Below are 24,170 nucleotides of genomic sequence, written 5' to 3' on the forward strand. Positions count from 1 at the left end.
CGAAATCCGGGGCCCCGCCCTTTTGAACGCCTTGCCGACGCTACGCCGTACTACGCGGCCGCCGTCAGTTGTCGTCCTCGTCGATGAGGAAGCCGCGCATCGGGGACGGCGCCTGGCCCATCGGGGACGGGCCCTGCGGGCGTACCGGTGCCATCGGCTGGGTCATCGCCGGCGTCATCTGCTGCTGGCCGCCGTAGGACGGGGCAGCGGGGGACGGGGCGCCGCCCATCGGCGGGTTGCCGCCGTAGGACGGGGCGCTCGCGCCGGCCGGGGCCATGGAGGGCGCCGGGGACGGCGGGAGGGAGGCTGCGGCCGGGGTGCGCGGCGGCGCCAGGGAGTCGTCGGCCTGGGTCTCCAGCTGACGCAGCTGGGACTCCAGGTACGACTTCAGACGCGTGCGGTACTCGCGCTCGAAGCCGCGCAGGTCCTCGACCTTGCGCTCCAGCGTGGCGCGCGCGGACTCCAGGGAGCCCATGGCGACACGGTGCTTCTCCTGCGCGTCCCGCTCCAGCGCGTCGGCCTTGGCACGGGCGTCACGCTCAAGACCCTCGGCGCGGCTGCGGGCCTCGCCGACGATCTTGTTGGCCTCGGAGCGGGCCTCGGCGATCGCCTGGTCGGCGGTCTGCTGGGCCAGCGAGAGGACACGGGCAGCGCTGTCGCCACCGGGGCCCTGACCGGGGCCGCCCATCGGACCGCCCATGGGGCCGCCCATCGGGCCACCCATCTGCTGCTGCATGGGGGGCTGGCCGCCCATCGGGCCCATGCCCTGACCCATCGGACCGGGACCCTGGCCCATGCCCTGACCCATGCCCTGACCCATCGGACCCTGACCCATCGGACCCTGGCCCATCTGACCCTGGCCCATCGGCCCCTGGCCCATCTGACCGGGACCCATCGGCCCCTGGCCCATCGGACCGGGACCCTGCGGACCGCCCTGGCCACTGGGACCGGCCGGCAGCTGCGGGGCGCCGCTCGGCAGCTGCGGGGGACCGCCCATGGGGCCACCCATCTGCTGCTGCGGCGGGCCCGATATGCCGGCGGGCACCGGAGCGCCGGGGCCTCGCATGCCTTGCTGGGGCATTCCACCCTGCTGAGGCATCCCGCCCTGGGGCATACCCTGCTGCGGCATGCCGCCCTGCGGCATACCCTGCTGCGGCATACCGCCCTGCGGCATACCCTGCTGCTGGTCCTGCGGCTCCGGAGGCTTGCGCATGTTCTGCTGGTTCTGGGCAGCAGCACGCGTGGCCGCGGCCAGCTTGGCGCGCAGGTCCTCGTTCTCGCGGAGCAGGCGCGTCAGTTCGGCTTCGACCTCATCGAGGAAGGCATCGACCTCGTCCTCGTCATAGCCTTCTCGGAGGCGGACGGTCGTGAACTGCTTGTTCCGCACGTCCTCGGGGGTCAACGGCATCTCTTCACCTCAACGTAGTCGTCGGCGTTCGGCAAGACGGTAGGTCACATCGCTCATCACAGCCGACCAACGATCGCAATCAGGATGTAGACGATGATCATCAGCACGAAGAAGGACAGGTCGAGCGCCACGCCCCCGAGACGCAGCGGCGGGATGAACCGCCGCAGAAGCTTGAGCGGTGGATCGGTGACAGTGTAGGTGGCCTCAAGTACGACCACCATCGCCTTGCCGGGTTGCCATGAGCGGGCGAACTGGAACACGTAGTCCATGACCAACCGGAAGATGAGCACGATGAGGAAGCACATCAGCGCGATGTAGATCACATCCAGAAACACGCTCATGGTTCGTGCTTTCCCTCTCCCCTGTTACGTGCCTTGTACCGGTCTTGCGTCTCAGCTCTGGTTGAAGAACCCGCCCTCTGCGATGCGGGCCTTGTCCTCCGCCGTGACATCGACGTTAGCAGGCGACAACAGGAACACCTTCTGCGTCACCCGCTCGATGCTGCCGTGAAGACCAAACACCAAACCAGCCGCAAAGTCGACAAGTCGCTTCGCGTCTGTGTCATCCATCTCAGTCAGATTCATGATCACCGGGGTGCCCTCACGGAAGTGTTCCCCGATGGTACGGGCCTCGTTGTAGGTCCGGGGGTGAAGCGTGGTGATCCGGTAAGGCTCTCGTTCCGACACGACCTTGGGCATGATCACCGGTGCGTTCTTCTCCAGGCTTGCGCGTTCTTGTGTGATGGACGCCACGGGGGCGATGCGCGCCGGGCGTCCCGATTCCGCGGGGAGCGAGGCGGCATGGGACACCGGTTCGCGCGGAGGCGAAGGATGCACCACTCGTACCGAATCGTCCCTTTGGGACTGGTGTGAACCATGGGACTGGTGCGACGGCTCGTGCCGTCGATGGTCCCGCTCGGGCTCCGGGTCCAGTTCGGGCTCGAAGTCGTCATCAGGGTCGAATCCGCGGCCGTCGTACCCATCGTCCTCCACGAGGCCGAGGTAGACCGCCATCTTGCGCATCGCGCCGGCCATGCTCTGAGTCCTCCGCTCTGTGGTGGATCGGTGACGACTGCCAAGTCCCGCGATCCACGCGGCCGTTGTGCCCACTTTGGGCGACATTGACCATATTTTCTGCTGTGGTCCGACTTCTTGGCGACGTTACCCGAGCCTGGGGCGGACTCCGAGTACCGCGGTGCCGACGCGTACATGTGTCGCCCCGGCGGCCACGGCTTCCTCAAGGTCCGCACTCATCCCTGCGGAGACCATGTTCGCAGCCGGATGGGCCCGGCGCAGGTCAGTCGACAAATCCATCAACCGCTCGAACGCCGCGCCTTGGCGCCCCGCGTACTCCCCGGTGAGCGGAGCGACGGTCATGAGGCCGTCGAGCCGCAGTCCCGGCGATCCGGCGACAAGGGCGGCCAACTCTTCGATTCCGCCCGGCGCCACGCCACCACGCTCCCCTCTTTCGCTCGCGCCCGCGTCGAGCGCGACCTGGAGGAGACAGCCGACCTCGCGACCGGCCCGCACCGCCTCCTTGGACAGGGCGTCCACGAGCCTGGAACGATCGACGGACTGCACGAGATCCGCATAAGCCACCACGGATCGCACTTTGTTGGTCTGCAATTGCCCGACAAAGTGCCAAGTAAGGGGCAGATCCGCACATTCGGCGGCCTTGGGGGCCGCGTCCTGGTCCCGGTTCTCGGCGACATGGCGCACCCCGAGCCCCGACAGGATCCGCACGTCGCTCGCCGGATAGGTCTTGGTGACCACGATCAGGGTCACCTCCTCCCGCTTGCGGCCGGCCGCCACACAGGCGGCCGCGATGCGCTCCTCGACTTTCGCCAGGTTTGCGGAGAGTTCGGTATTACGGTCCGTCATGTCCCATCAGTCCAGCCACACATAGCCGGCGAGCCGCCCGGTGGTGCGGTCCCGGCGGTACGAGAAGTGATCGCCCGACTCCAGCGTGCACACCGGCGACTGCTCCCGGTCGAGCACCCCGGCACGCGCGAGCTGTGCGTGCACTCCGGCGCTCACGTCGACCGCGGGAGTGCCCCAGCTGGTCTCCGCATGCGCCGTCGGCTCCACGGCGGCCACCTCGGCGCGCATCGCCTCCGGCACCTCGTAGCACCGGCCGCAGACGGCGGGTCCGGTGCGGGCGACGATCCGGGCCGGGTCGGCGCCGAGCGACTCCATGGCGTCGATCGCTGCGGGCACGATCCCCTTCACCATGCCCGGCCGGCCGGCGTGGGCGGCCGCGACCACCTTGGCGACCGGGTCGGCCAGCAGGACCGGCACGCAGTCGGCGGTGAGGACGGCGAGGGCGAGCCCCCGGGCCGCGGTCACCAGGCCGTCCACCCCGGGCGTGCGCCGGGTGGTCCACGGCCCCTCGACCTCGGCCACGTCGTTGCCGTGGACCTGGTTCATCCAGACCACCCGGCCGGGGTCCAGACCGAGCGACTTGGCGGCGAGTTCCCGGTTGGTCCGTACCACGTCGGGAACGTCGCCGACCGCCCCGCCCAGGTTGAGATCCTCGTACGGAGCGGCGCTCACCCCGCCCCACCTGTCGGTGAAGGCGAAGTGCGCGCCGCTCACGGTCTCGCGCTGTCCTATCACGTCGTAAGGATCACTTGAGGAAGTCCGGTACGTCCAGCTCCTCGGCCGCGCTGTCCGTGTAGGAACGGGACGGCGGGACCGGCGGGGCGACCGGGATGTCGGCAATCGGCTCGGGCGCCGGCTCCGGCTCCTCCTTCGGGGTCACGCTGCCGAGCGAGCCGAAGGAGGGGCGCTCGGGCTCCCGGCGGGCCGGAGCGGGCTCGTCGCGGCGGGCGGAGGCCGAGGACGAGCCGAGGACGTTGTCCCGGCGGGCCGGAGGCTGGCCCCCGTCGAAGCCGGCCGCGATGACCGTGACGCGGACCTCGTCACCGAGGGCGTCGTCGATGACCGCACCGAAGATGATGTTGGCCTCGGGGTGAGCGGCCTCGCTGACCAGCTGGGCGGCCTCGTTGATCTCGAACAGGCCGAGGTCGGAGCCGCCCGAGATGGAGAGCAGTACGCCCCGGGCGCCGTCGATGGAGGCCTCCAGGAGCGGCGAGGAGATCGCCATCTCGGCGGCGGCCACCGCGCGGTCGTCGCCGCGGGCCGAGCCGATGCCCATGAGGGCCGAACCGGCCTCGGACATGACCGACTTGACGTCGGCGAAGTCGAGGTTGATCAGGCCGGGGGTGGTGATGAGGTCGGTGATGCCCTGGACACCGGAGAGCAGGACCTGGTCGGCCGACTTGAACGCGTCGAGCACCGAGACCTGGCGGTCCGAGATGGACAGCAGCCGGTCGTTCGGGATGACGATGAGGGTGTCGACCTCTTCGCGGAGTTCGGCGATGCCGTCCTCGGCCTGGTTGGCGCGGCGCCGGCCCTCGAAGGTGAAGGGGCGGGTGACCACGCCGATGGTGAGGGCGCCCAGCGAGCGCGCGATGTTGGCCACGACGGGCGCACCGCCGGTGCCGGTGCCGCCGCCTTCGCCGGCCGTCACGAAGACCATGTCGGCCCCCTTGAGGACCTCCTCGATCTCCTCACGGTGGTCCTCGGCGGCCTTGCGGCCGACGGCCGGGTTGGCGCCGGCGCCGAGTCCACGGGTGAGTTCACGGCCGACGTCGAGCTTGACGTCGGCGTCGCTCATCAACAGCGCCTGTGCGTCGGTGTTGATGGCGATGAACTCGACGCCCTTGAGACCGACCTCGATCATCCGGTTGATGGCATTGACACCACCGCCGCCGACACCGATGACCTTGATGACTGCGAGGTAGTTCTGCGGTGCTGCCACGTCGAAGGCCTCTCGCCTCGAATTACGTTGCCGTCCACGTGCGGGGCCCGCACGGGACGGCAGATGCCGATTGGGACGGTCCGTAGCGCCGACCCGAACCCTAACGTTGAAGTTTAGGGTTACCAGTGTGTCTGTTCCCTGGAGTCTTCTGAACAGGACACTAAGTCGACAAGTGGCGCGCGTTCAACGAACACGCCGAACCTCCCGTTTTTCTTTTCACCCTATGTGATCAGGCATAGCGCTGCCCAACCAGGGTGCTGGCCTGCGCTGATGTGCGTCAACTCGCTGATGACGCAGGGGCGGTGGGAACGCTTACGTCGAAGTGCCGGGCCCCTGAGGCGGCTTTCATGAGTGCGGTGAGCGTGCGCGCCTTGGCGGCGCCGCTCTCGGCACTTCCCCACTCGACGACGCGGCCGCCGCTCAACTCCAGCGAGATGTCGTCGTAGGAACGGACCTTGAGGGTCCGGGTGTCCCGGCGGACGGCGGCCGGAATGGCACGTGCGACCTCGACCGCCTCCCGCACCAGTCGCTCGGTGCCGAACCGGCGCAGGCTCGCGGTGGCCGAACCCGACCGGGCGAGACTCAATTCCAGCGCCGGTACGCCTTTCGGTGCCTGCGAAACCGTGGCGAACCGGACGCCTTTCCTGTCCACTTCGGTGAACTTTCCACCCTTTTCGATGAGCAGCACCGGAGTGCGCTCGATTACTTTCAGCCCGATTCCACGGGGCCAGGAACGGACGACGTCCACCACGTCGATGCGGGGCAGTTTCCGGCGCAGCCGGGCCTCGATCCCGTCGGTGTCGACGGACACCATCGGCGCCCCGACCGGGACGTCAGCCGCCTCGAGAACCTGCTCGGGCGTCAGAACGGCCGTACCGGACACGGAGACATGGCGCACGCGCAGCCAGGGGGAGCCGTACAGCAGCCAGACGGAGCCGGACCCGAGGAGCAGTACGCACAGCGCCAGGACGACGGTCCTGCGAAAGCGGCGGTTCCGCAGCCGCCGGACGAGCGGCGGGCCGGACGACCCCTGCTGGCGTTCACCGCGTTCGGCGGTGGTGGTCGGTCCGGCCACGCTGCTCACTTGCCTTTCGTCGTACGGTCCTACCGGCTTGAGGCGATCGCCTCGTACACCATGCCGGCGAGCAGGTCGTCGGCGTCCCGGCGGCCGAACTCGCTTGCCGCGCGGGACATCTCGTACAGCCGGTGCGGGTCGGCGAGCACGGGCAGGACGTTCTGCTGCACCCACTCCGGGGTGAGTTCCGCGTCGTCGACCAGGAGGCCGCCGCCGGCCTTGACCACCGGCTGGGCGTTCAGCCGCTGTTCGCCGTTGCCGATGGGCAGCGGGACGTAGGCGGCCGGGAGCCCCACGGCGGAGAGTTCGGCGACGGTCATCGCGCCCGCGCGGCAGAGCATCATGTCGGCCGCGGCGTACGCGAGGTCCATCCGGTCCAGGTAACTTACCGGGATATAGGGGGGCATTCCCGGCATCTGGTGCACCTGCGGCAGTTCGTTCTTCGGGCCGACCGCGTGCAGGATCTGGATGCCGGCCTGCTGGAGCCAGGGCGCGACCTGCTGGATGACCTCGTTGAGGCGGCGGGCGCCCTGGGAGCCGCCGGAGACCAGCAGGGTGGGCAGGTTGGGATCGAGGCCGAAGCGGTGGCGGGCCTCGGGGCGGGCCGCGGCGCGGTCCAGGAGGGAGATGGAGCGGCGCAGCGGGATGCCGATGTAGCGGGCGTCGCGCAGCTTGCTGTCCGGGGTGGAGACGGCGACCTTGGCGGCGTACCGGGAGCCGATCTTGTTGGCGAGGCCGGGGCGGGCGTTGGCCTCGTGGATCACGATCGGCACGCCGAGGCGCTTGGCGGCGAGGTAGCCGGGCAGGGCGACATAGCCGCCGAAGCCGACGACGCAGTCCGCCTTGGTGCGCTCCAGGATCTGCTCGGCCGCCTTGATGGTGCCGCGCAGCCGGCCCGGGACGGTGATGAGCTCGGGGGTGGGCTTGCGGGGCAGCGGCACCGCCGGGATCAGTGCGAGCTCATAGCCGCGTTCCGGGACCAGCTTGGTCTCCAGGCCGCGCTCCGTGCCCAGGGCCGTGATCCCCACGGTGGGGTCCTGCCTGCGCAGGGCGTCCGCGAGGGCGAGCGCGGGCTCGATGTGGCCGGCGGTCCCCCCACCAGCGAGTACGACATGCACCGAAATTCACCGCTCTCCGGACGAGCGCGCCGCCGAGGCGCGCCGTCGCATCGTGTTCCATCTCCGAGGCCCCTGAGGGCCCCGGGCTCCCCGCTTTCTACCAAAGCGAGGTTGCCGCATCGCGAGCGCCGCCCGCGCAGCGGGCTCGTCGCGTGCGAAGGCGATCAGCAGCCCGATGGCGAACATGGTCGGCAGCAGGGCGGAGCCTCCGTAGGAGAACAGCGGGAGGGGGACGCCGGCGATCGGCAGCAGGCCGAGCACCGCACCGATGTTGATCACCGCCTGGGCGGTGATCCAGGTGGTCACGCCTCCCGCGGCGTACCTCACGAAGGGGTCCTCCGTGCATCCGGCCACGCGGATACCCGCATAGCCTAGAGCCGCGAAGAGGGCCAGTACCGACAGCGTCCCCGCCAGGCCCAGTTCCTCACCGGTGACGGCGAAGATGAAGTCGGTGTGGGCTTCGGGGAGTTGCCCCCATTTTTCCACACTCGCACCGAGTCCGGATCCGAAGAGCCCGCCGCTGGCCAGGGCGTAGATGCCATGAACCGCCTGCCAGCAGTCGGCGACGCCGGTCTTCGGTTCGGTGGCGCCGATGCAGGCGAGCCGGGCCATCCGGTTCGGGCTGGTCTTGATGAGGATGAACCCGAGCACGCCCGCGATGGACAGCACACCGGCGAACAGCCGGGTAGGCGCCCCCGCCAGCCACAGCAGGCCGAACAGGATCGCGGTCAGGATGATCGCCGTGCCCATGTCGCCGCCGAGCATGATCAGCCCGAGCAGCAGGAAGCTCACCGGAACGAGCGGCACCAGCATGTGCTTCCACTGGGTCAGCAGCCGCCTCTCCTGCTTGCGGGCCATCAGGTCGGCGCCCCACAGCACCAGGGCGAGCTTGCCGAACTCGCTGGGCTGGATCTGGAAGGAGCCGCCGAGGGAGATCCAGTTCTGGTTGCCGTTGACCGACATGCCTATCCCCGGCACCTGTACGAGCGCCATCATGAAGACGGCTCCGGCGAGGATCGGGTAGGCGAGCGCCCGATGGAGTTTCACCGGCATGCGGGACGCGACGAGCAGCAGTACGCCGCCGATGGAGGCGGCCAGGAACTGTTTGCGGAAGAAGAACGAGCCCGGCAGCGACATCTGCAGCGCGGTGATCTGGGAGGCCGAGTAGACCATCACAAGACCCAGCACGATGATGAGCAGACTGCCGCCGAGGATCAGGTAGTACGCGGTCAGCGGCCGGTCCCAGGCCCGCTGGGCGCGCGTGTAGAGCCGCCGCAGCGGGTTCTCGCGCGAGGCCCGGGGCGCGGCGGGCCGCCGGACCGCTCGCTGTACGGGCGGCCGGCCGGTGCGGCTACCGGGCATCAACGCCTCCGCTGAACGTCGACCGTCCCACGCGTCCCTCCCAAGGTCGCCCGGCAGGCGGCCGGGTCAGGCGCCGAGTTCGCGAACAGCCTGGGCGAACGCGTCACCGCGCTTGTTGTAGTTGGCGAACATGTCCATGGAGGCACAGGCGGGTGCAAGGAGCACCGTGTCTCCGGCGACGGCGAGTCGCCGCGCCTCCTGGACCGCCGCGAGCATCGCCCCAGTGTCGGTCCGGTCGAGGTCGACGACGGGTACTTCCGGCGCGTGTCGCGCGAGGGCGTCCCGGATGAGGGCGCGATCGGCGCCGATGAGCACCACTCCGCGAAGTCGTTTTGCCGACTTGGCGACCAGTTCGTCGAAGGTCGCCCCCTTCGCCAGACCGCCCGCGATCCACACGATCGACTCGTAGGACGCCAACGAGGCTTCCGCCGCGTGCGTGTTGGTCGCCTTGGAGTCGTCGATGTACGCGACCCCGTCCACGTCGGCCACGTGCGCGATGCGGTGGGCGTCCGGGGTGAAGTTCCGCAGCCCGTCCCGTACGGCCGTGGGCGGCACCCCGAAGGCGCGCGCGAGGGCCGCCGCGGCGAGGGCGTTGGCGATGTTGTGCGGGGCGGGCGGGTTGACGTCGGAGACCTCGGCCAGTTCCTGGGCGTTCTTCTGCCGGTTCTCGACGAAGGCGCGGTCCACGAGGATGCCGTCCACGACGCCGAGTTGGGAGGGCCCCGGGGCGCCGAGGGTGAAGCCGATGGCCCGGCAGCCCTCCTCGACGTCGGCCTCGCGCACCAGTTCCTCGGTGAGCTTGTCGGCGACGTTGTAGACGCAGGCGACCCGGTTGCCCTCGTAGACGCGGCCCTTGTCCTTGGCGTACGCCTCCATGGAGCCGTGCCAGTCGAGGTGGTCGGGGGCGAGGTTCAGCACGGCCGCCGAGTGGGCGCGCAGGGAGGGTGCCCAGTGCAGCTGGTAGCTCGACAGCTCCACCGCGAGGACGTCGTACTCCTCGTCCCCGAGGACCGCGTCGAGGAGCGAGACGCCGATGTTGCCGACGGCGGCCGTGCGCAGGCCCGCGGCCTTCAGGATCGACGCCAGCATCTGGACCGTGGTGGTCTTGCCGTTGGTGCCGGTGACGGCGAGCCAGGGAGCCGCGTCGGGGCCCCGGAGCCGCCAGGCCAGCTCGACGTCGCCCCAGATCTCGATGCCGGCCGCGCGGGCCGCCTGGAACAGCGGCTTGTCCGGCTTCCAGCCGGGCGCGGTGACGATGAGTTCGGTGCCTGCCGGCAGGGTCGCGCCGTCACCGAGTCGTACCGTGACCCCCAGTGCCTCCAGTTCGGCGGCCTGCTCACGCGCGCGTGCGTCGTCGCCGTCGTTGACGACCGTGACGATCGCGCCCCGCGCGTGCAGCACCTTGGCCGCCGGGACACCGGAGACGCCGAGCCCGGCGACGGTGACGTGCTTGCCCTGCCAGTCGGTCACTTGTCCGCTGCCCATCCTGCATAGAAGAGGCCCAGTCCGACAATCACACAGATGCCCTGGATGATCCAGAAGCGGACCACCACAAGGACTTCGGACCAGCCCTTGAGTTCGAAGTGATGCTGGAGTGGTGCCATCCGGAAGACGCGCTTCCCGGTCAGCCGGAAGGAGCCGACCTGGATGACGACCGACATGGTGATGAGGACGAACAGGCCGCCCATGATGGCGACCAGCAGCTCCGTGCGGGACAGGATCGCCAGGCCCGTGAGGACACCGCCGAGCGCGAGCGAACCGGTGTCGCCCATGAAGATCTTGGCCGGCGAGGTGTTCCACCACAGGAAGCCCAGGCAGGAACCCATCAGCGCGGAGGCGATGACCGCGAGGTCCAGCGGGTCGCGTACCTCGTAGCAGGCGTTCGGGTTGGTCAGGGTCGTCGCGTTGGCGCAGGACTCCTGGAACTGCCAGACGCCGATGAACGTGTAGGCGCCGAAGACAAGGACGGAGGCGCCAGTGGCCAAGCCGTCCAGACCGTCCGTCAGGTTCACGCCGTTGGACATCGCGAGGATCATGAACAGCGCCCAGACCACGAACAGCACCGGGCCGAGCGACCAGCCGAAGTCCGTGATGAAGGACAGCTTCGTGGAGGCCGGGGTATTGCCGCGGGCGTCGGCGAACATCAGCGACAGCACGGCGAAGGAGATACCGACGATCAGCTGGCCGGCCATCTTCGCCTTGGCCCGCAGACCCAGCGAGCGCCGCTTGACGATCTTGATGTAGTCGTCCAGGAAGCCGACCAGGCCCATGCCGCACATCAGGCCGAGCACCAGCACGCCCGAGTAGGTCGGGGTGTAGCCGGTGATCACCTTGGACAGGAAGTAGGCGGCGACCGTCGCGAAGATGAAGGCGATACCGCCCATCGTCGGCGTACCGCGCTTGCTGGCGTGCTCGCGCGGGCCGTCGTCACGGATGTACTGGCCGTAGCCCTTGCGGGCGAGGAGCTTGATCAGCAGCGGGGTACCCACCAGGGTCAGGAAGAGACCGATGACGCCCGAGAAGAGGATCTGCTTCATCATCGGGCATCAACACCCTCGGCACCGGACTCCAGGAGCGCCTGCGCAACACTCTCCAGGCCCACCGACCGGGACGCCTTCACGAGTACGACGTCCCCCGGGCGCAACTCGCTGCGCAACAGGTCGATCGCCGCCTGTGCGTCGGACACGTGCACCGACTCCTCACCCCACGAACCCTCGTTGTATGCGCCCAGTTGCAGCCAGGAGGCTTCCACTCCCCCGACGGCGACGAGCTTGCCGACATTGAGCCGGACGGCGAGCCGTCCGACCGCGTCGTGCTCGGCGAGCGCCTCGTCCCCGAGCTCGGCCATCTTGCCGAGCACCGCCCACGTGCGTCCCCCCTTTGCCTGTGAGGCTGTGCCCATGGCCGCGAGCGCGCGCAGCGCGGCTCGCATGGACTCGGGGTTGGCGTTGTAGGCGTCGTTGACGATGGTCACGCCGTCCGGGCGCTCGGTGACCTCCATACGCCAGCGGGAGAGGGAGCCCGCCTCGGAGAGCGCGAGCGCGATCTCTTCCGCGGACATGCCCAGCTCATGGGCGACGGCGGCCGCGGCGAGCGCGTTCGACACGTGGTGCTCACCGTACAGGCGCATGGTCACATCGCTTGCACCGGAGGGTGTGTGAAGGCTGAACGCGGGCTGTCCCGTGTCCGTGAGTCGTACGTTCTCGGCCCGTACGTCCGCTTCGGCCGACTCTCCGAAAAGGACCACCTTCGCCTTGGTACGGGAGGCCATGGCCCGCACCAGCGGATCGTCCGCGTTGAGGATCGCGGCGCCGCCGTCCTCGGCCGCCGGCAGGGCCTCCACCAACTCGCCCTTCGCCTGGGCGATCTGCTCCCGGCCGCCGAACTCGCCGATGTGGGCGGTGCCGACGTTGAGGACCAGGCCGATCTTCGGGGGCGTCAGATCGGTGAGGTAGCGGATGTGGCCGATGCCGCGGGCGCCCATCTCCAGCACCAGGAACTTCGTCTCCTCGGTGGCGGACAGGGCGGTCAGCGGCAGCCCGATCTCGTTGTTGAGCGAGCCGGGTGTGAACACGGTCGGCGCCTTGGTGCGCAGCACCTGGGCGATGAGGTCCTTGGTGCTGGTCTTGCCGGCCGAGCCGGTGAGGGCGACGAGGGTCGCGCCGAGCCGTCGTACGACATGGCGGGCGAGGGCGCCGAGAGCGGTCCGGACGTCGTCCACGACGATCGCGGGCACGCCGACGGGGCGCGACGCCAGTACGGCGACCGCGCCCTGCTCGACGACCTGGGCGGCGAAGTCGTGGCCGTCCACGCGCTCGCCCACGAAGGCGGCGAACAGGCTGCCCGGCCCCGCCTCGCGGGAGTCCCGGACGACCTCCCCGGTGACCTGGACGGACGGATCCGGTATGTCGTGCGTCTGCCCGCCGACGACTGCTGCGATCTCGGCGAGAGAGAGGGCGATCACAAGTTCATCCCCTGGGTCTTCTGGATTTTCATCCCTGGGTTTTCTGGATGGCTTCGCGGAGGACCTGACGGTCGTCGAAGGGACGGATCACGCCGGCGATGTCCTGGCCCTGCTCGTGGCCCTTGCCGGCGACCAGCACGGTGTCGCCGGGGTGCGCGCGGGCGACGGCGGCTTCGATCGCGGCGGCCCGGTCCTCGAAGAGGAGTACCTCGCCGCGCTCGTGGGCGGGCACCGAGGCGGCGCCTTCGAGCATGGTGGCGAGGATGGCGAGGGGGTCCTCGGAGCGGGGGTTGTCGGAGGTCAGTACGGCCGTGTCGGCGAGCCGGGCCGCGGCGGCACCCATCGGGGCGCGCTTGGTGCGGTCGCGGTCGCCGCCGCAGCCCAGGACGACGAGCAGCCGGCCCTTGGTGACCTTGCGCAGGGCCCTGAGGACCGACTCGACGGCGTCCGTCTTGTGGGCGTAGTCGACGACCGCGAGGTAGGGCTGTCCGGCGTCCACGCGCTCCAGGCGGCCCGGGACGCCCGGCACTGCGGCGATGCCGTCGGCGGCGGTCTGCGGGTCGAGCCCGGCGGCGGCGAGGGCGACGACCGCGGCGAGGGTGTTCGCCACGTTGAAGGGGCCCGGCAGCGGCGACTTGGCGGCGATCCGGACGCCCTCGGGCCCGGTGACGGTGAACGTCGAGTCCATCGGTCCGATATGGACGTCGGTGGCCCGCCAGTCGGCGTCCGGGTGGCCCTCGGCGGAGTAGGTGACGACCGGGACGGAAGCCTCCCGGGCGAGCCGGCGGCCGTACTCGTCGTCGACGTTGACCACCCCCCGTCTGCTGCGTTTCGGGGTGAACAGCTGTGCCTTGGCCCGGTAGTAGTCCTCCATGTCGGAGTGGAACTCCATGTGTTCCGGGCTGAGGTTGGTGAAGACGGCGATGTCGAAGACGCAGCCGTCGACCCGGCCGAGGACCAGGGCGTGGCTGGAGACCTCCATGGCGACCGCCTCGACCCCGCGCTCGCGCATCACGGCGAACAGGGCCTGGAGGTCGGTGGCCTCGGGGGTGGTGCGCTCGGACTTGATGCGCTCGTCGCCGATGCGCGTCTCGACCGTGCCGATCAGGCCGGTGGACCTGACGGTTCTCAGGCCGCCCTCGACCAGGTACGCCGTGGTGGTCTTCCCGGACGTGCCGGTGATGCCGATCTGGAGCAGGTCGCCGCCGGGACGGCCGTAGATGGTGGCCGCGAGTTCGCCCATCCGCGCGCGCGGGTCGTCGACGACCAGGACCGGCAGGCCGGTCGCGGCGGCGCGCTCGGCGCCCGTCGGGTCGGTCAGCACGGCGACCGCGCCGAGGCCGGCGGCCTGGGCGACGAAGTCGGCGCCGTGCAGCCGGGCGCCCGGCAGGGCGGCGTACAGGTCGCCGGGGCGGACCGCGCGCGAGTCATGGGTGATGCCCGTGACCTCGGCGCTGCTGTCCGGTTCGGCGGCACCCAGCTGGCCGGCGAGTTCCGCGAGGGGTGTGGCGGAGGTCCGAACCGGCCTGGGCGGCCCCGGATGTGTCACGGAAGCGCCCTTCTGGGTGATTTGGGACTGATCAGCGTGTGGCACGGCGGTGAGCGTACCGGGCGCACCCGCTCCGGAGCGAAGCGAGGGGCGCGGGGTCCCGTGGTTCCCGGGATCGGGGGTGATCGTTGTCACGAGCTCGTTCCTGGTGGTCTGTGCGAAGTGCTGAGGTGCTGATCAGGGCTTGTAGTCGACGGGCAGGTCGGCCGCCTTGGCGCCGGTCGGCGGGATCTGGAGGGTCTTGAGGGCGAACTCCATCACCTGCTTGTAGATCGGGCCGCAGATCTGGCCGCCGAAGTAGCTGCCGGCGGTGGCGTTCTGGATGGCGCAGTAGACGGTGATGCGCGGCTTGTCGGCGGGTGCGAACCCGGCGAACGACGAGGTGTAGCCGCGGTACCTGCCGGTGGCCGGATCCACTCGGTTGGCGGTGCCGGTCTTGCCGGCGACGTTGTAGCCGGGAATGGCCGCCTTGGCGCCGGTGCCCTGCTCGTCGTCCACGACGGACTCCAGCATCTCGGCGAGCGTCCTGGCCGTCTTCGCACTGATCACACGGGTCTTCTTGGGCTGGGCGGCCGGGGTGTAGCGGCCGTCGGCGCCCTTGGTGCCGCGCACCAGGGTCGGGTCGACGCGGACCCCGCCGTTGGCGATGGTCGAGTAGACGGAGGCCGCCTGCATGGCGTTGATGGAGAAGCCCTGGCCGAAAGGAATCGTGTACTGCTGCGATGTCGACCACTTGTTCGGCGAGGCCAGGATGCCCTTGGTCTCGCCGGGGAAGTCGAGCCCGGAGTAGCTGCCGATGCCGAACTTGCGCAGGTACGAGTAGAGGACCTGGTTGGCCTGTTCCTGGGTCTTGCCGAGCTGGCCGGCGGCGAGGATGGTGCCGATGTTGCTGGACTTGGCGAGCACGCCGTTGAGCGTGAGGTACCAGGTCGCGTGGTCGACGTCGTCCTTGAAGAGCCGGTCGCCGCGGTGCAGCCGGTTGGGCACCACCACGTGCGTGAGCGGGGTGGCGGCGTTCTGCTCCAGGACGGCCGCCATCGACATCACCTTGGCCGTGGAGCCGGGCTCGTAGGCGTCCTGGAGGGCCGCGTTGCCCATGTCGGCGGAGTCGGCCGTCGACAGGTCGTTCGGGTCGAAGCCGGGCGAGTTGGCCATGGCCAGGATCTGGCCGGTCCTGGTGTCCTGGACGACCACATAGCCGCGGTCCGCCTTGGACTTCTTGACCTGCTCGGTGATGGCGTTCTGCGCGGCCCACTGGATGTCACGGTCGATGGTCAGCTCGACGTCGGAGCCGGCCACGGCCGGGGTCTCGGTGGAACCCGCGGTGGGCACCTCGCGGCCGCCGGACTGGGCGTAGCGGATCTTGCCGTCCTTGCCGGTCAGCTCCTTGTCGAGCTGCTGCTCGATGCCGCCGCCGCCCTTGCCCTCGGCGTTGACCCAGCCCAGTATCCCGGCGGCCAGGTCGCCGTTCGGGTACACGCGCTGGCTGCTCGGGTCGGCGAAGACGCCGGCCAGCACGTTGACGGTGCTGCTGTCGGTCTCGGCCTTGGTGGTGAGCGCGGCCTTCAGGTCCTTGATCTGCTTCCAGACCTGCGGGGTCTGCCGGGTGGCGAGCCGGACGTAGCGCAGGTCCTTGTTCTTCGGCCGCAGCAGCTTGACGAGGTCGGCCTGGTTCCTGCCGAGGATCGGGGCGAGCAGCGCGGCGGCCTGCTCGGGCCCGTCGTCCACCTTGAGCTGCTTGCCGGCGAACATCGTGGGGTCGGCGGTGATGTCGTACGCGTCCTCGCTGATCGCCAGCGCCACGCCGTTGCGGTCGGTGATCCCGCCGCGCTCGGCGGCCAGGGTGTGCACGACGTACCGGTTCTGCTCGGCCTTCGCCGCGTACGCGCTGGCGTCGACGGCCTGGACCTGGAGCAGGCGTCCGACGAAGACCATCAGCACCAGGGCCAGGGCGAGGCCGACCATGCGCAGCCGGGGGCGGGGGCTGCCGAGCCGCAGGGCGGGTGCGACCGGGGGGCGCGGGCCGCTCGGGCGGCGGACCGGGCGGGCACCGGGACCGGGGCCGGACCGGCTCCGGACGGTACCCCTGGGGTCCCGGGGGCGGGGCGGCTTGGCGGGGCCGGGCACACGGCGGCGCGGCGGCTGCCTGTCTCCAGAAGTGTCTGGCACTTCCGTCACCTGCCGGGGGTCGGGGTCGGGGTCGTCGCGGGCGTGCGTGCCGGCGTCGGGGTCGTCACGGGGGTGGCGACCGGGGTGGTGACCGGCGTGGCTGCCGGTGCGGCCACCGGCGCGGACCCGGTCGGCGTCGCCGCGGCGGCGGACTGCGTGCCGATGGCCTCGGGGGCGAGGGGCACGGTGGTCTGCCGGAGGGCGGCGGGGCCGGGGACCCCCTTGACGGTGCCGTCCGGGTCGAGGAAGGCCGGGTCGCCGCCGGGGACCATGCCGAGCTCGCGGGCCCGGCGCTGGAGGGCGTCGGGGGCGGAGTAGGCGTCGATGTCCCGCTGCAGGGCCTGTTCCTCGTCGGTGAGGTTCTTGGTCTGCTTCTGCAGGTCGTCGAGTTTGAACGAGCCCTCGCTGAGCGCCGAGTTCAGCACCAGCAGGCCGATCAGGCCGCCGCTGAGGAGCAGCACGACGAGCAGGACGAACGGGGTGCGGGCGGCCTGGTTGGCACGCCCGGCCGGAAAGAGCCGGGCGAGCCGGGCCGCCCGCCCCCGCAGCTCGGGTTTCCTACTCACGTGTCCTCCGGTGGGTCCGGAAACCCCGCTCGCTCACTCGGCTTCCTCCCTGATGCGCTGGGCTCCCCGAAGACGCGCCGGCGCGGCCCGGCGGTTCTCGGCGACCTCTTCCTCGGTGGGAAGTTCGGCACCGCGCGTGAGCAGCTTGAGCCGGGGCTGGTACTGCTCGGGCACGACCGGCAGCCCGGCCGGCGCGGTGGTGGCGGCGCCGGCCGCGAACACCTGCTTGACGAGGCGGTCTTCGAGCGAGTGGTACGACAGCACGGCGATCCGGCCGCCGACCGCGAGGGCCTTCACGGCGGCCGGGATCGCCCTTTCCAGGACGGCCAGTTCGCCGTTGACCTCGATGCGCAGCGCCTGGAAGGTGCGCTTGGCCGGGTTGCCGCCGGTGCGCTTGGCGGCCTGCGGCAGCGAGTCCCGGATCAGCTCGACGAGCCGGGCGCTGTTGCTGAACGGCTGCTTCTCGCGCTCCCGGACGATCGCCGAGACGATCCGCTTGGCCTGCTTCTCCTCGCCGTACGCGAACAGGATCCGGACGAGGTCGCCGGCCGGGTAGGTGTTGAGGACCTCGGCGGCGCTGATGCCGGTCGTCTGGTCCATGCGCATGTCCAGGGGGGCGTCCTGGGCGTAGGCGAAGCCCCGGTCGGCCTCGTCGAGTTGCATGGAGGAGACGCCGAGGTCGAAGAGCACGCCCTGCACGCGCGCGATGCCGAGGCGTTCGAGTACGTCGGGCAGTTCGTCGTAGACGGCGTGCACCAGGGTGGCGCGCTCGCCGAAGGGGGCGAGCCGCTCGCCGGACAGGCGCAGGGCCTCCTTGTCGCGGTCCAGGGCGACCAGGCGGGCCTCCGGAAAGCGGGTCAGCAGCGCCTCGCTGTGGCCGCCGAGGCCGAGGGTGCAGTCGACGACCACGCTGCCCGGCCGCTCCAGGGCGGGCGCCAGCAGGTCCAGGCACCGCTGGAGCATCACCGGGACGTGTCGACTCTGGCTCAAGGGGGCCTCTCAGTTCCGGCACGGGGGACGCACCGCCGGGTCCCCGCCCGCTCGGTACGCGCACCGCGCACGTGGGGAGACGGCCCGGGCGCCGTGCCGGGGTCTCCAGGGGATTTCACCAGCGGGGAGAGCCTCGCCTCCCGCTTCGCGTCACTTTAGTCCACCGTGTCGCGCGGTCAATCAACCGGCCTGCACGGCGCGTACGGCGTCCCGGCCGGGGCGGGATTCACCGGGAATCACCCGGGCAGCCCTGTTTTGCCCTCCGTGTGGGTTAGCTCACAACAAGCCACGATGACGTTCTTTGTCCCCTCTCACAGCAGGCCGTGACCACCCGTGACCAGTACCGTCGTGACTATGACGACTTCCGCAGCAGCTTCCACTGGATCCGAAGGCGCCATAACCACGGACGGCACCGTGACGGATCGCCTGGTCGACGCCAACCGGACCTACGCAGGTGCCTTCACCGACCCCGGCATGGACGCCCGGCCCGTGCTGCACGTGGCCGTGGTGGCCTGCATGGACGCCCGCCTCGACCTGCACGCCGCGCTCGGCCTGGAGCTCGGCGACTGCCACACCATCCGCAACGCCGGCGGTGTGGTCACCGACGACGTGATCCGCTCGCTCACCATCAGCCAGCGCAAGCTCGGCACCCGCAGCATCGTGCTGATCCACCACACCGGCTGCGGTCTGGAAGCCCTCACGGAGGACTTCCGCACCGAGCTGGAGATGGAGGTCGGCCAGCGCCCGGCCTGGGCGGTGGAGTCCTTCCGGGACGTCGACCAGGACGTACGGCAGTCCATGCAGCGGGTGCGCACCTCGCCGTTCCTCCTGTACACCGACGACGTACGCGGCTTCGTCTTCGACGTCCGCACCGGCCTCCTCCGCGAGGTCGACCCGGCCTGACCGGCCCCCGGCCCGGCTGCCCGCCCCGGAATCGACTCCGGGGGCAGCCGGGCAGACCGGCCGCCGCCCGCCGGCCCGGCTGCCCCTCGCCCCGTCCGCCTCGCCCCGCGTCCGGCGGACCGTGTCGCCCCGCGTCGCCACCCGCCGCCGCGCGCCGGTCCGGTCGCCTCGGCCCGTCGACCGGACCGCGCACCCCGGAACACGCCCGCCGTAAGCTGTCTGCCCGCTGTCGAATAGGCGGTCGAAAGCCCCTAAGGCCGACATAGTGCGGGCAGTTGTCCACAGGCGAGTGACACGAATCGGTAACGGCAGCAAGAATGCGGTGTGAGACGTCGCGCGGAACCATTCACGCGTGGTGTCCGTGAATCGGGGTGGGCCGGTTATGCCAGACGGAGCGCCGGCCCGGGCAATGACGGGCCGAGGAGGGCCGGGTGACGACCTATGACGATCGAGCGAGCCTCACTGATCTGACCGCGACTGTGGAGCGGGTCCGCAGTTCGGTGGAGGGTGTGATCGAGGGCAAGCCCGAGGTCGTACGGCTTTCGCTGACCGTGCTGCTCGCCGAGGGACATCTTCTGATCGAGGACGTCCCGGGCGTGGGCAAGACGATGCTGGCGAAGGCGTTGGCACGGTCCATCGACTGCACGGTGCGGCGTATCCAGTTCACGCCCGACCTGCTGCCGTCGGACATCACCGGCGTGTCCATCTGGGACCAGCAGCGCCGGGACTTCGAGTTCAAACCGGGCGCCATCTTCGCCCAGATCGTGATCGGCGACGAGATCAACCGCGCCTCGCCGAAGACCCAGTCCGCGCTGCTGGAGTCGATGGAGGAGCGGCAGGTCACCATCGACGGGCAGACCTATGAACTGCCCAGCCCGTTCATGGTGGTGGCCACCCAGAACCCGGTCGAGATGGAGGGCACCTACCCGCTGCCCGAGGCCCAGCGCGACCGCTTCATGGCCCGCGTGTCGGTCGGCTACCCCAGTGTGGAGGCCGAGTTGCAGATGCTCGACATCCACGGCGGGGTGAGCCCCCTGGAGGACCTCCAGCCGGTGGCGCACGCCCATGACGTCGTGAAGCTGATCGAGGCCGTGCGCGGGGTCCACGTCGCCGACCCGGTCCGGCGGTACACGGTGGACCTGGTCGCCGCCACCCGCACCCACCCCGACCTCAGACTCGGCGCCTCCCCGCGCGCCACGCTGCACCTGCTGCGCGCGGCGAAGGCGTCCGCGGCCCTGAGCGGCCGGGAGTACGCGCTGCCGGACGACGTGCAGGCGCTCGCCGTCGCGGTGCTGGCCCACCGGCTGCTGCCCACCGCCCAGGCCCAGCTCAACCGGCGCACCGCGGAGCAGGTCGTCCAGGAGATCCTGCAGTCGACCCCGGTGCCCGCGGCCCCCCAGCAGCAGGCCGGCTTCGGCGGTCTGGGCCGGGGTGTGCCGGCCTATCCCCAGCAGCCCCCGCGGAGTCTGTGATGGGCGCCCCGGCGGAGGCCGACCGCGAGGAGACGGGCGGGATGCGCACGGCCCTGGCCGGGCTGACCACCCGCGGCCGCTCCTTTCTCGCGGCCGGCATCGCGGCGGTGATCTGCGCGTACGTACTCGGCCAGGCCGATCTGCGCCGGGTCGGGCTGCTGCTCGCCGTGCTGCCGCTGATCTGCGCCGCCGTGCTCTACCGCACCCGCTACCGGGTGGCCGGCAGCCGCCGGCTCTCCCCCGCGCGGGTGCCGGCCGGCAGCGAGGCCCGGGTCCATCTGCGGATGGACAACGTCTCGCGGCTGCCCACCGGCCTGCTGATGCTCCAGGACCGGGTGCCCTACGTCCTCGGCCCGCGCCCGCGTTTCGTCCTGGACCGGGTGGAGCCGGGCGGCCGCCGCGAGGTGTCCTACCGGGTCCGCTCGGACCTGCGCGGCCGCTATCCGCTGGGCCCGCTCCAGCTGCGCCTGACCGACCCGTTCGGCATGTGCGAACTGACCCGTTCCTTCTCGACGTTCGACACCCTCACCGTCATCCCGAAGGTGGAGCCGCTGCCGCCGATCCGGCTCAGCGGCGAGGCGAGGGGGTACGGCGACGGGCGGCAGCGCTCACTGGCCCTGGCCGGCGAGGACGACGTGATCCCGCGCGGCTACCGCTACGGCGACGACCTGCGCCGGGTGCACTGGCGCTCCACCGCCCGCTACGGCGAGCTGATGGTGCGCCGCGAGGAGCAGCCGCAGCGTGCCCGCTGCACGGTCCTCCTTGACACCCGGGGCCTCGCCTACGAGGGCGCGGGTCCCGACTCGGCGTTCGAATGGGCGGTGTCCGGTGCCGCCTCGGTCCTGGTCCACATGCTCGAACGCGGCTTCTCGGTCCGGCTGTTGACGGACACCGGCAGCTCGGTGCCGGGCGAGGGCGCCGACGGCTTCGCGGGCTCCGGCCACGAGTCGGCGGAGGCGGCCGGGCTGATGATGGACACCCTGGCCGTGATCGACCACTCGGACGGCACGGGCCTGTCCCGGGCCTACGACGTGCTGCGCGGCGGGAACGAGGGGCTGCTGATGGCCTTCCTCGGCGACCTCGACGAGGAGCAGGCGACGGTGGCCGCGAAGATGCGCCAGCGTAGCGGCGGTGCCGTCGCCTTCGTGCTGGACCCGGACACCTGGGTCCGGGAGCCGAGCGACGTGCCCGCGCCCGGCAACGCGCACGAGGAGCGGCTGCGGATGCTGCGCGAGGCCGGCTGGACGGCCGTCAGCGTGCCGCGTGCCGCCGCACTGGCCGAGCTGTGGCGGCAGGCCGACCGGGAGCGCACCGGGCTGGCCGCGCTGAGCGGGGAGGCCCGGTGATGAGCGGACGGGCCCGGCTCGCCCTCACCGCGGCGGCGGCGACGCTGATGGCGTCCTGTGCCCTGCTGCCGCTGGTCTCCCCGATGACCTGGCTGTTCCAGGCGGCGTTCCTGGTGGCGGTCCAGACGGGCGTGGGCGCGGCCGCCCGGCGAGTGCCGCTGGCCCGGCCGCTGACCGTGGCCGCGCAGGCCCTGGTCACGTTGCTGATGCTGACCGTGGCCTTCGCCCGGACGCACGCGATCGCCGGGGTGATCCCCGGCCCGGACACCTTCCGGTACTTCGGTGACCTGCTCCAGCAGGGCTCGGACGACGTCAGCCGGTATGCGATACCCGCGCCGCTGACGCCCGGCATCCGGCTGATGGTCGTCGGCGGGGTGCTGGTCGTCGGGCTGGTCGTGGACACCCTCGCGGTGACCTTCCGCAGCGCGGCCCCGGCCGGGCTGCCGCTGCTCGCGCTGTACTCGGTGGCGGCGGGCCTGTCCGACGGGCCGACCGACTGGCTGTGGTTCCTGGTCGCGGCGGCCGGCTATCTGATGCTGCTGCTCGCCGAGGGCCGGGACCGGCTGTCCCAGTGGGGCCGGGTGTTCGGCGGGGCCGCGCGCACCCCGGGTGCCCAGGAGAGCAGCGCGGTGGCCCCGGTGCGCACCGGGCGCCGGATCGGCTTCGCCGTGCTGAGCGTCGCGCTGTTCGTGCCGTTCGCGATGCCCTCGATCCAGGGCGGCCTGCTGGACGGCACCGGGGCCGGTGTCGGCGTGGGCGACGGGAACGGCGGCACGATCTCCGCGGTCAACCCGCTGGTGTCGCTGCGGGACAGCCTCAACGTGGACGAGGACCGTCAGGTGCTGTCCGTGCGGACCAGCAGCGACGACGTCTCCGACCTGTATCTGCGGATCGTCTCCCTGGACGACTTCGACGGCACCACCTGGAAGCCGGCCCAGCGGCACATCACCGGCGTGCCGAACACGTTCCCGACCCCGGCCGGGCTGAGCGGCGACGTCCGGCGGACGACGGTGAAGTCGACGATCTCGGCCGCCGGCTGGTACGCCCAGGACTGGCTGCCGATGCCGTACCCGCCGAGCGGGGTGAAGGTGGCCGGCACCTGGCGCTACGAGCCGGTCGGGATGACCCTCGTCGGCGACCACGGGCAGAACACGCGCGGTGAGACCTACCAGGTCACCAGCCTGGACGTGCAGCCGACGGCGGAGCAGCTGGCCGCGGCGCCCGAGGCCTCGGCGGCGATGAGGAAGGACTACACCAAGGTGCCCTCCTCGCTGCCGTCGGTGGTGGCGCGGACGGCGAAGGAGGTCACCGCCGGCTCGACCAACCACTACGAGGAGGCGGTCAAGCTCCAGGACTACTTCGCGGTGACGGGCGGCTTCCAGTACGACACCCAGGTGGAGGTCGGCCGGGGCGAGGGCGCGATCGCGAACTTCCTGAAGCAGAAGCGCGGTTTCTGTGTGCACTTCTCCTTCGCGATGGCCGCGATGGCCCGGACGCTGGGGATCCCGGCCCGGGTCGCGGTGGGCTTCGCGCCGGGCACCCCGCAGGCCGACGGCACGGTGTCGGTGGGCCTGAAGGACGCGCACGCCTGGCCGGAGCTGTACTTCGAGGGCGTGGGCTGGACCCGCTTCGAGCCGACCCCGACCCGGGGCACGACGCCCTCGTACACGGTGTCGGACACGCCCGGCTCTTCCGTGCCGGACCAGACCCTGCCCTCCAAGGGCGCCTCGACGGCGCCGTCCGCCTCGGCCTCGCAGAGCGAGAGCTGCCCGGCGCAGCTGCGCAAGCAGGACGCCTGCTCCAGCCCGTCCGCGGCGGCCGCGGTGCAGAGCGGCGACGGCGGGCCGCCGTGGTGGCAGCTGGCCCTGTGGTCGCTCGGCGGCCTCGTCGTGGTGGCGCTGCCGCTGTCGCCGATGCTGTACCGGCAGCAGGCACGTGCCCGCCGGCTCGGGGCCTACGACCGCACGCCCGCGGGCGTGGCCGCGCACACGCTGGCGGTCTGGCTGGAACTCACCGACACCGCCTGGGACTTCGGCATCCTGCCGGACGACTCGCAGACCCCGCGCAACGCGGCCGCCCGGATCGTCCGGCTCGGCGGTCTGGATCCGGCCGCCGGGGCCTCGGTGCACCGGGTGGCGGACGCGGTCGAACAGGTGCTGTACGCGCCACGGCCGCGGCCGACGGCCGGCCTCGCGGACGATGTCCGCAGGGTGACGGCCGCGTTCAACGGCACGGTCGGTGTCCCCTCGCGGGTGCGGGCGCTGTTCGCTCCGCGGTCGGCCGTGCGCGCGGTGTGGGCGGCATCGACGGGGTGGGCCCGGCTGCGGGAGCGGGTGGCGTCGGCCTGGCCGACCCTGCGCAAGCCGTCGGGCCAGGAAGGCTGACGGGGGCCGGGCGGGGGGGTGGGTCGCTTACCGGCGCTTGCA

20 protein-coding genes are annotated in these 24,170 nt (G+C 71.1%); 4 read left to right on the forward strand and 16 right to left on the reverse strand.

Going from position 1 to position 24,170, the window contains the following annotated elements; translation table 11 throughout:
- Positions 1–64 precede the first annotated feature (64 nt).
- The 16 genes from ACFWPS_RS50255 to rsmH form a co-directional block, all read right to left on the reverse strand.
- A complete protein-coding gene (locus ACFWPS_RS50255; RefSeq protein ID WP_383720156.1) occupies positions 65–1,408 on the reverse strand; it encodes a DivIVA domain-containing protein in 1,344 nt (447 codons plus the stop codon).
- 56 nt (positions 1,409–1,464) lie between these two features.
- Positions 1,465–1,749 (reverse strand): YggT family protein, encoded by a 285-nt coding sequence (locus ACFWPS_RS50260; protein ID WP_046729537.1) that lies wholly within the window; start codon positions 1,747–1,749, stop codon positions 1,465–1,467.
- Positions 1,750–1,800: 51 nt separating this feature from the next.
- A complete protein-coding gene (locus ACFWPS_RS50265; RefSeq protein ID WP_383720159.1) occupies positions 1,801–2,442 on the reverse strand; it encodes a cell division protein SepF in 642 nt (213 codons plus the stop codon).
- A gap of 126 nt (positions 2,443–2,568) precedes the next feature.
- A complete protein-coding gene (locus ACFWPS_RS50270; RefSeq protein ID WP_383720162.1) occupies positions 2,569–3,288 on the reverse strand; it encodes a YggS family pyridoxal phosphate-dependent enzyme in 720 nt (239 codons plus the stop codon).
- A 6-nt stretch (positions 3,289–3,294) separates the two neighbouring features.
- Entirely contained in the window at positions 3,295–4,023 is a 729-nt protein-coding gene (gene pgeF / locus ACFWPS_RS50275) for a peptidoglycan editing factor PgeF (protein ID WP_383720165.1), read from the reverse strand.
- A 10-nt stretch (positions 4,024–4,033) separates the two neighbouring features.
- Positions 4,034–5,230 (reverse strand): cell division protein FtsZ, encoded by a 1,197-nt coding sequence (gene ftsZ, locus ACFWPS_RS50280; RefSeq protein ID WP_383720168.1) that lies wholly within the window; start codon positions 5,228–5,230, stop codon positions 4,034–4,036.
- Between the two features lie 277 nt (positions 5,231–5,507).
- Complete coding sequence (locus ACFWPS_RS50285) at positions 5,508–6,305, reverse strand: cell division protein FtsQ/DivIB (RefSeq protein ID WP_383720219.1); 798 nt, start codon at positions 6,303–6,305, stop codon at positions 5,508–5,510.
- 29 nt (positions 6,306–6,334) lie between these two features.
- Positions 6,335–7,423 (reverse strand): undecaprenyldiphospho-muramoylpentapeptide beta-N-acetylglucosaminyltransferase, encoded by a 1,089-nt coding sequence (murG, locus tag ACFWPS_RS50290; RefSeq protein ID WP_383720170.1) that lies wholly within the window; start codon positions 7,421–7,423, stop codon positions 6,335–6,337.
- Between the two features lie 6 nt (positions 7,424–7,429).
- Positions 7,430–8,785 carry a putative lipid II flippase FtsW gene (ftsW, locus tag ACFWPS_RS50295; protein ID WP_383720172.1) on the reverse strand — a complete coding sequence of 452 codons (1,356 nt, stop codon included), beginning with the start codon at positions 8,783–8,785 and terminating at the stop codon, positions 7,430–7,432.
- A gap of 66 nt (positions 8,786–8,851) precedes the next feature.
- Positions 8,852–10,270, reverse strand: coding sequence for a UDP-N-acetylmuramoyl-L-alanine--D-glutamate ligase (gene murD / locus ACFWPS_RS50300; RefSeq protein WP_383720174.1), 1,419 nt, complete (start codon positions 10,268–10,270; stop codon positions 8,852–8,854).
- Positions 10,252–11,322 carry a phospho-N-acetylmuramoyl-pentapeptide-transferase gene (mraY, locus tag ACFWPS_RS50305; protein ID WP_383720222.1) on the reverse strand — a complete coding sequence of 357 codons (1,071 nt, stop codon included), beginning with the start codon at positions 11,320–11,322 and terminating at the stop codon, positions 10,252–10,254. The genes murD and mraY overlap by 19 nt, the downstream gene beginning before the upstream one ends.
- Positions 11,322–12,749, reverse strand: coding sequence for a UDP-N-acetylmuramoyl-tripeptide--D-alanyl-D-alanine ligase (gene murF, locus ACFWPS_RS50310; RefSeq protein ID WP_383720177.1), 1,428 nt, complete (start codon positions 12,747–12,749; stop codon positions 11,322–11,324). The genes mraY and murF overlap by 1 nt, the downstream gene beginning before the upstream one ends.
- Before the next feature lie 28 nt (positions 12,750–12,777).
- Positions 12,778–14,298 (reverse strand): UDP-N-acetylmuramoyl-L-alanyl-D-glutamate--2,6-diaminopimelate ligase, encoded by a 1,521-nt coding sequence (locus ACFWPS_RS50315; RefSeq protein ID WP_383720180.1) that lies wholly within the window; start codon positions 14,296–14,298, stop codon positions 12,778–12,780.
- Between the two features lie 177 nt (positions 14,299–14,475).
- Positions 14,476–16,467: a penicillin-binding transpeptidase domain-containing protein gene (locus tag ACFWPS_RS50320; protein ID WP_383720183.1), complete on the reverse strand. Its 1,992-nt coding sequence runs from the start codon at positions 16,465–16,467 to the stop codon at positions 14,476–14,478.
- A gap of 5 nt (positions 16,468–16,472) precedes the next feature.
- Positions 16,473–17,033, reverse strand: coding sequence for a septum formation initiator family protein (locus ACFWPS_RS50325; protein ID WP_383720186.1), 561 nt, complete (start codon positions 17,031–17,033; stop codon positions 16,473–16,475).
- 33 nt (positions 17,034–17,066) lie between these two features.
- Positions 17,067–18,023 (reverse strand): 16S rRNA (cytosine(1402)-N(4))-methyltransferase RsmH, encoded by a 957-nt coding sequence (gene rsmH, locus ACFWPS_RS50330; RefSeq protein ID WP_383720189.1) that lies wholly within the window; start codon positions 18,021–18,023, stop codon positions 17,067–17,069.
- 354 nt (positions 18,024–18,377) lie between these two features.
- Here rsmH and ACFWPS_RS50335 point away from each other — a divergent pair, with 354 nt between their 5' ends.
- The 4 genes from ACFWPS_RS50335 (at position 18,378) to ACFWPS_RS50350 (ending at position 24,128) form a co-directional block, all read left to right on the forward strand.
- On the forward strand, positions 18,378–18,926 hold the full coding sequence (locus ACFWPS_RS50335; protein ID WP_383720191.1) for a beta-class carbonic anhydrase: 549 nt from the start codon (positions 18,378–18,380) through the stop codon (positions 18,924–18,926).
- 431 nt (positions 18,927–19,357) lie between these two features.
- Positions 19,358–20,398 (forward strand): AAA family ATPase, encoded by a 1,041-nt coding sequence (locus tag ACFWPS_RS50340; protein ID WP_383720194.1) that lies wholly within the window; start codon positions 19,358–19,360, stop codon positions 20,396–20,398.
- On the forward strand, positions 20,398–21,744 hold the full coding sequence (locus ACFWPS_RS50345; RefSeq protein WP_383720197.1) for a DUF58 domain-containing protein: 1,347 nt from the start codon (positions 20,398–20,400) through the stop codon (positions 21,742–21,744). The genes ACFWPS_RS50340 and ACFWPS_RS50345 overlap by 1 nt, the downstream gene beginning before the upstream one ends.
- Entirely contained in the window at positions 21,744–24,128 is a 2,385-nt protein-coding gene (locus tag ACFWPS_RS50350; RefSeq protein WP_383720199.1) for a DUF3488 and DUF4129 domain-containing transglutaminase family protein, read from the forward strand. The genes ACFWPS_RS50345 and ACFWPS_RS50350 overlap by 1 nt, the downstream gene beginning before the upstream one ends.
- Positions 24,129–24,170: the final 42 nt, after the last annotated feature.

Source organism: Streptomyces sp. NPDC058457 (assembly GCF_042720695.1).
Taxonomy (GTDB): domain Bacteria; phylum Actinomycetota; class Actinomycetes; order Streptomycetales; family Streptomycetaceae; genus Streptomyces.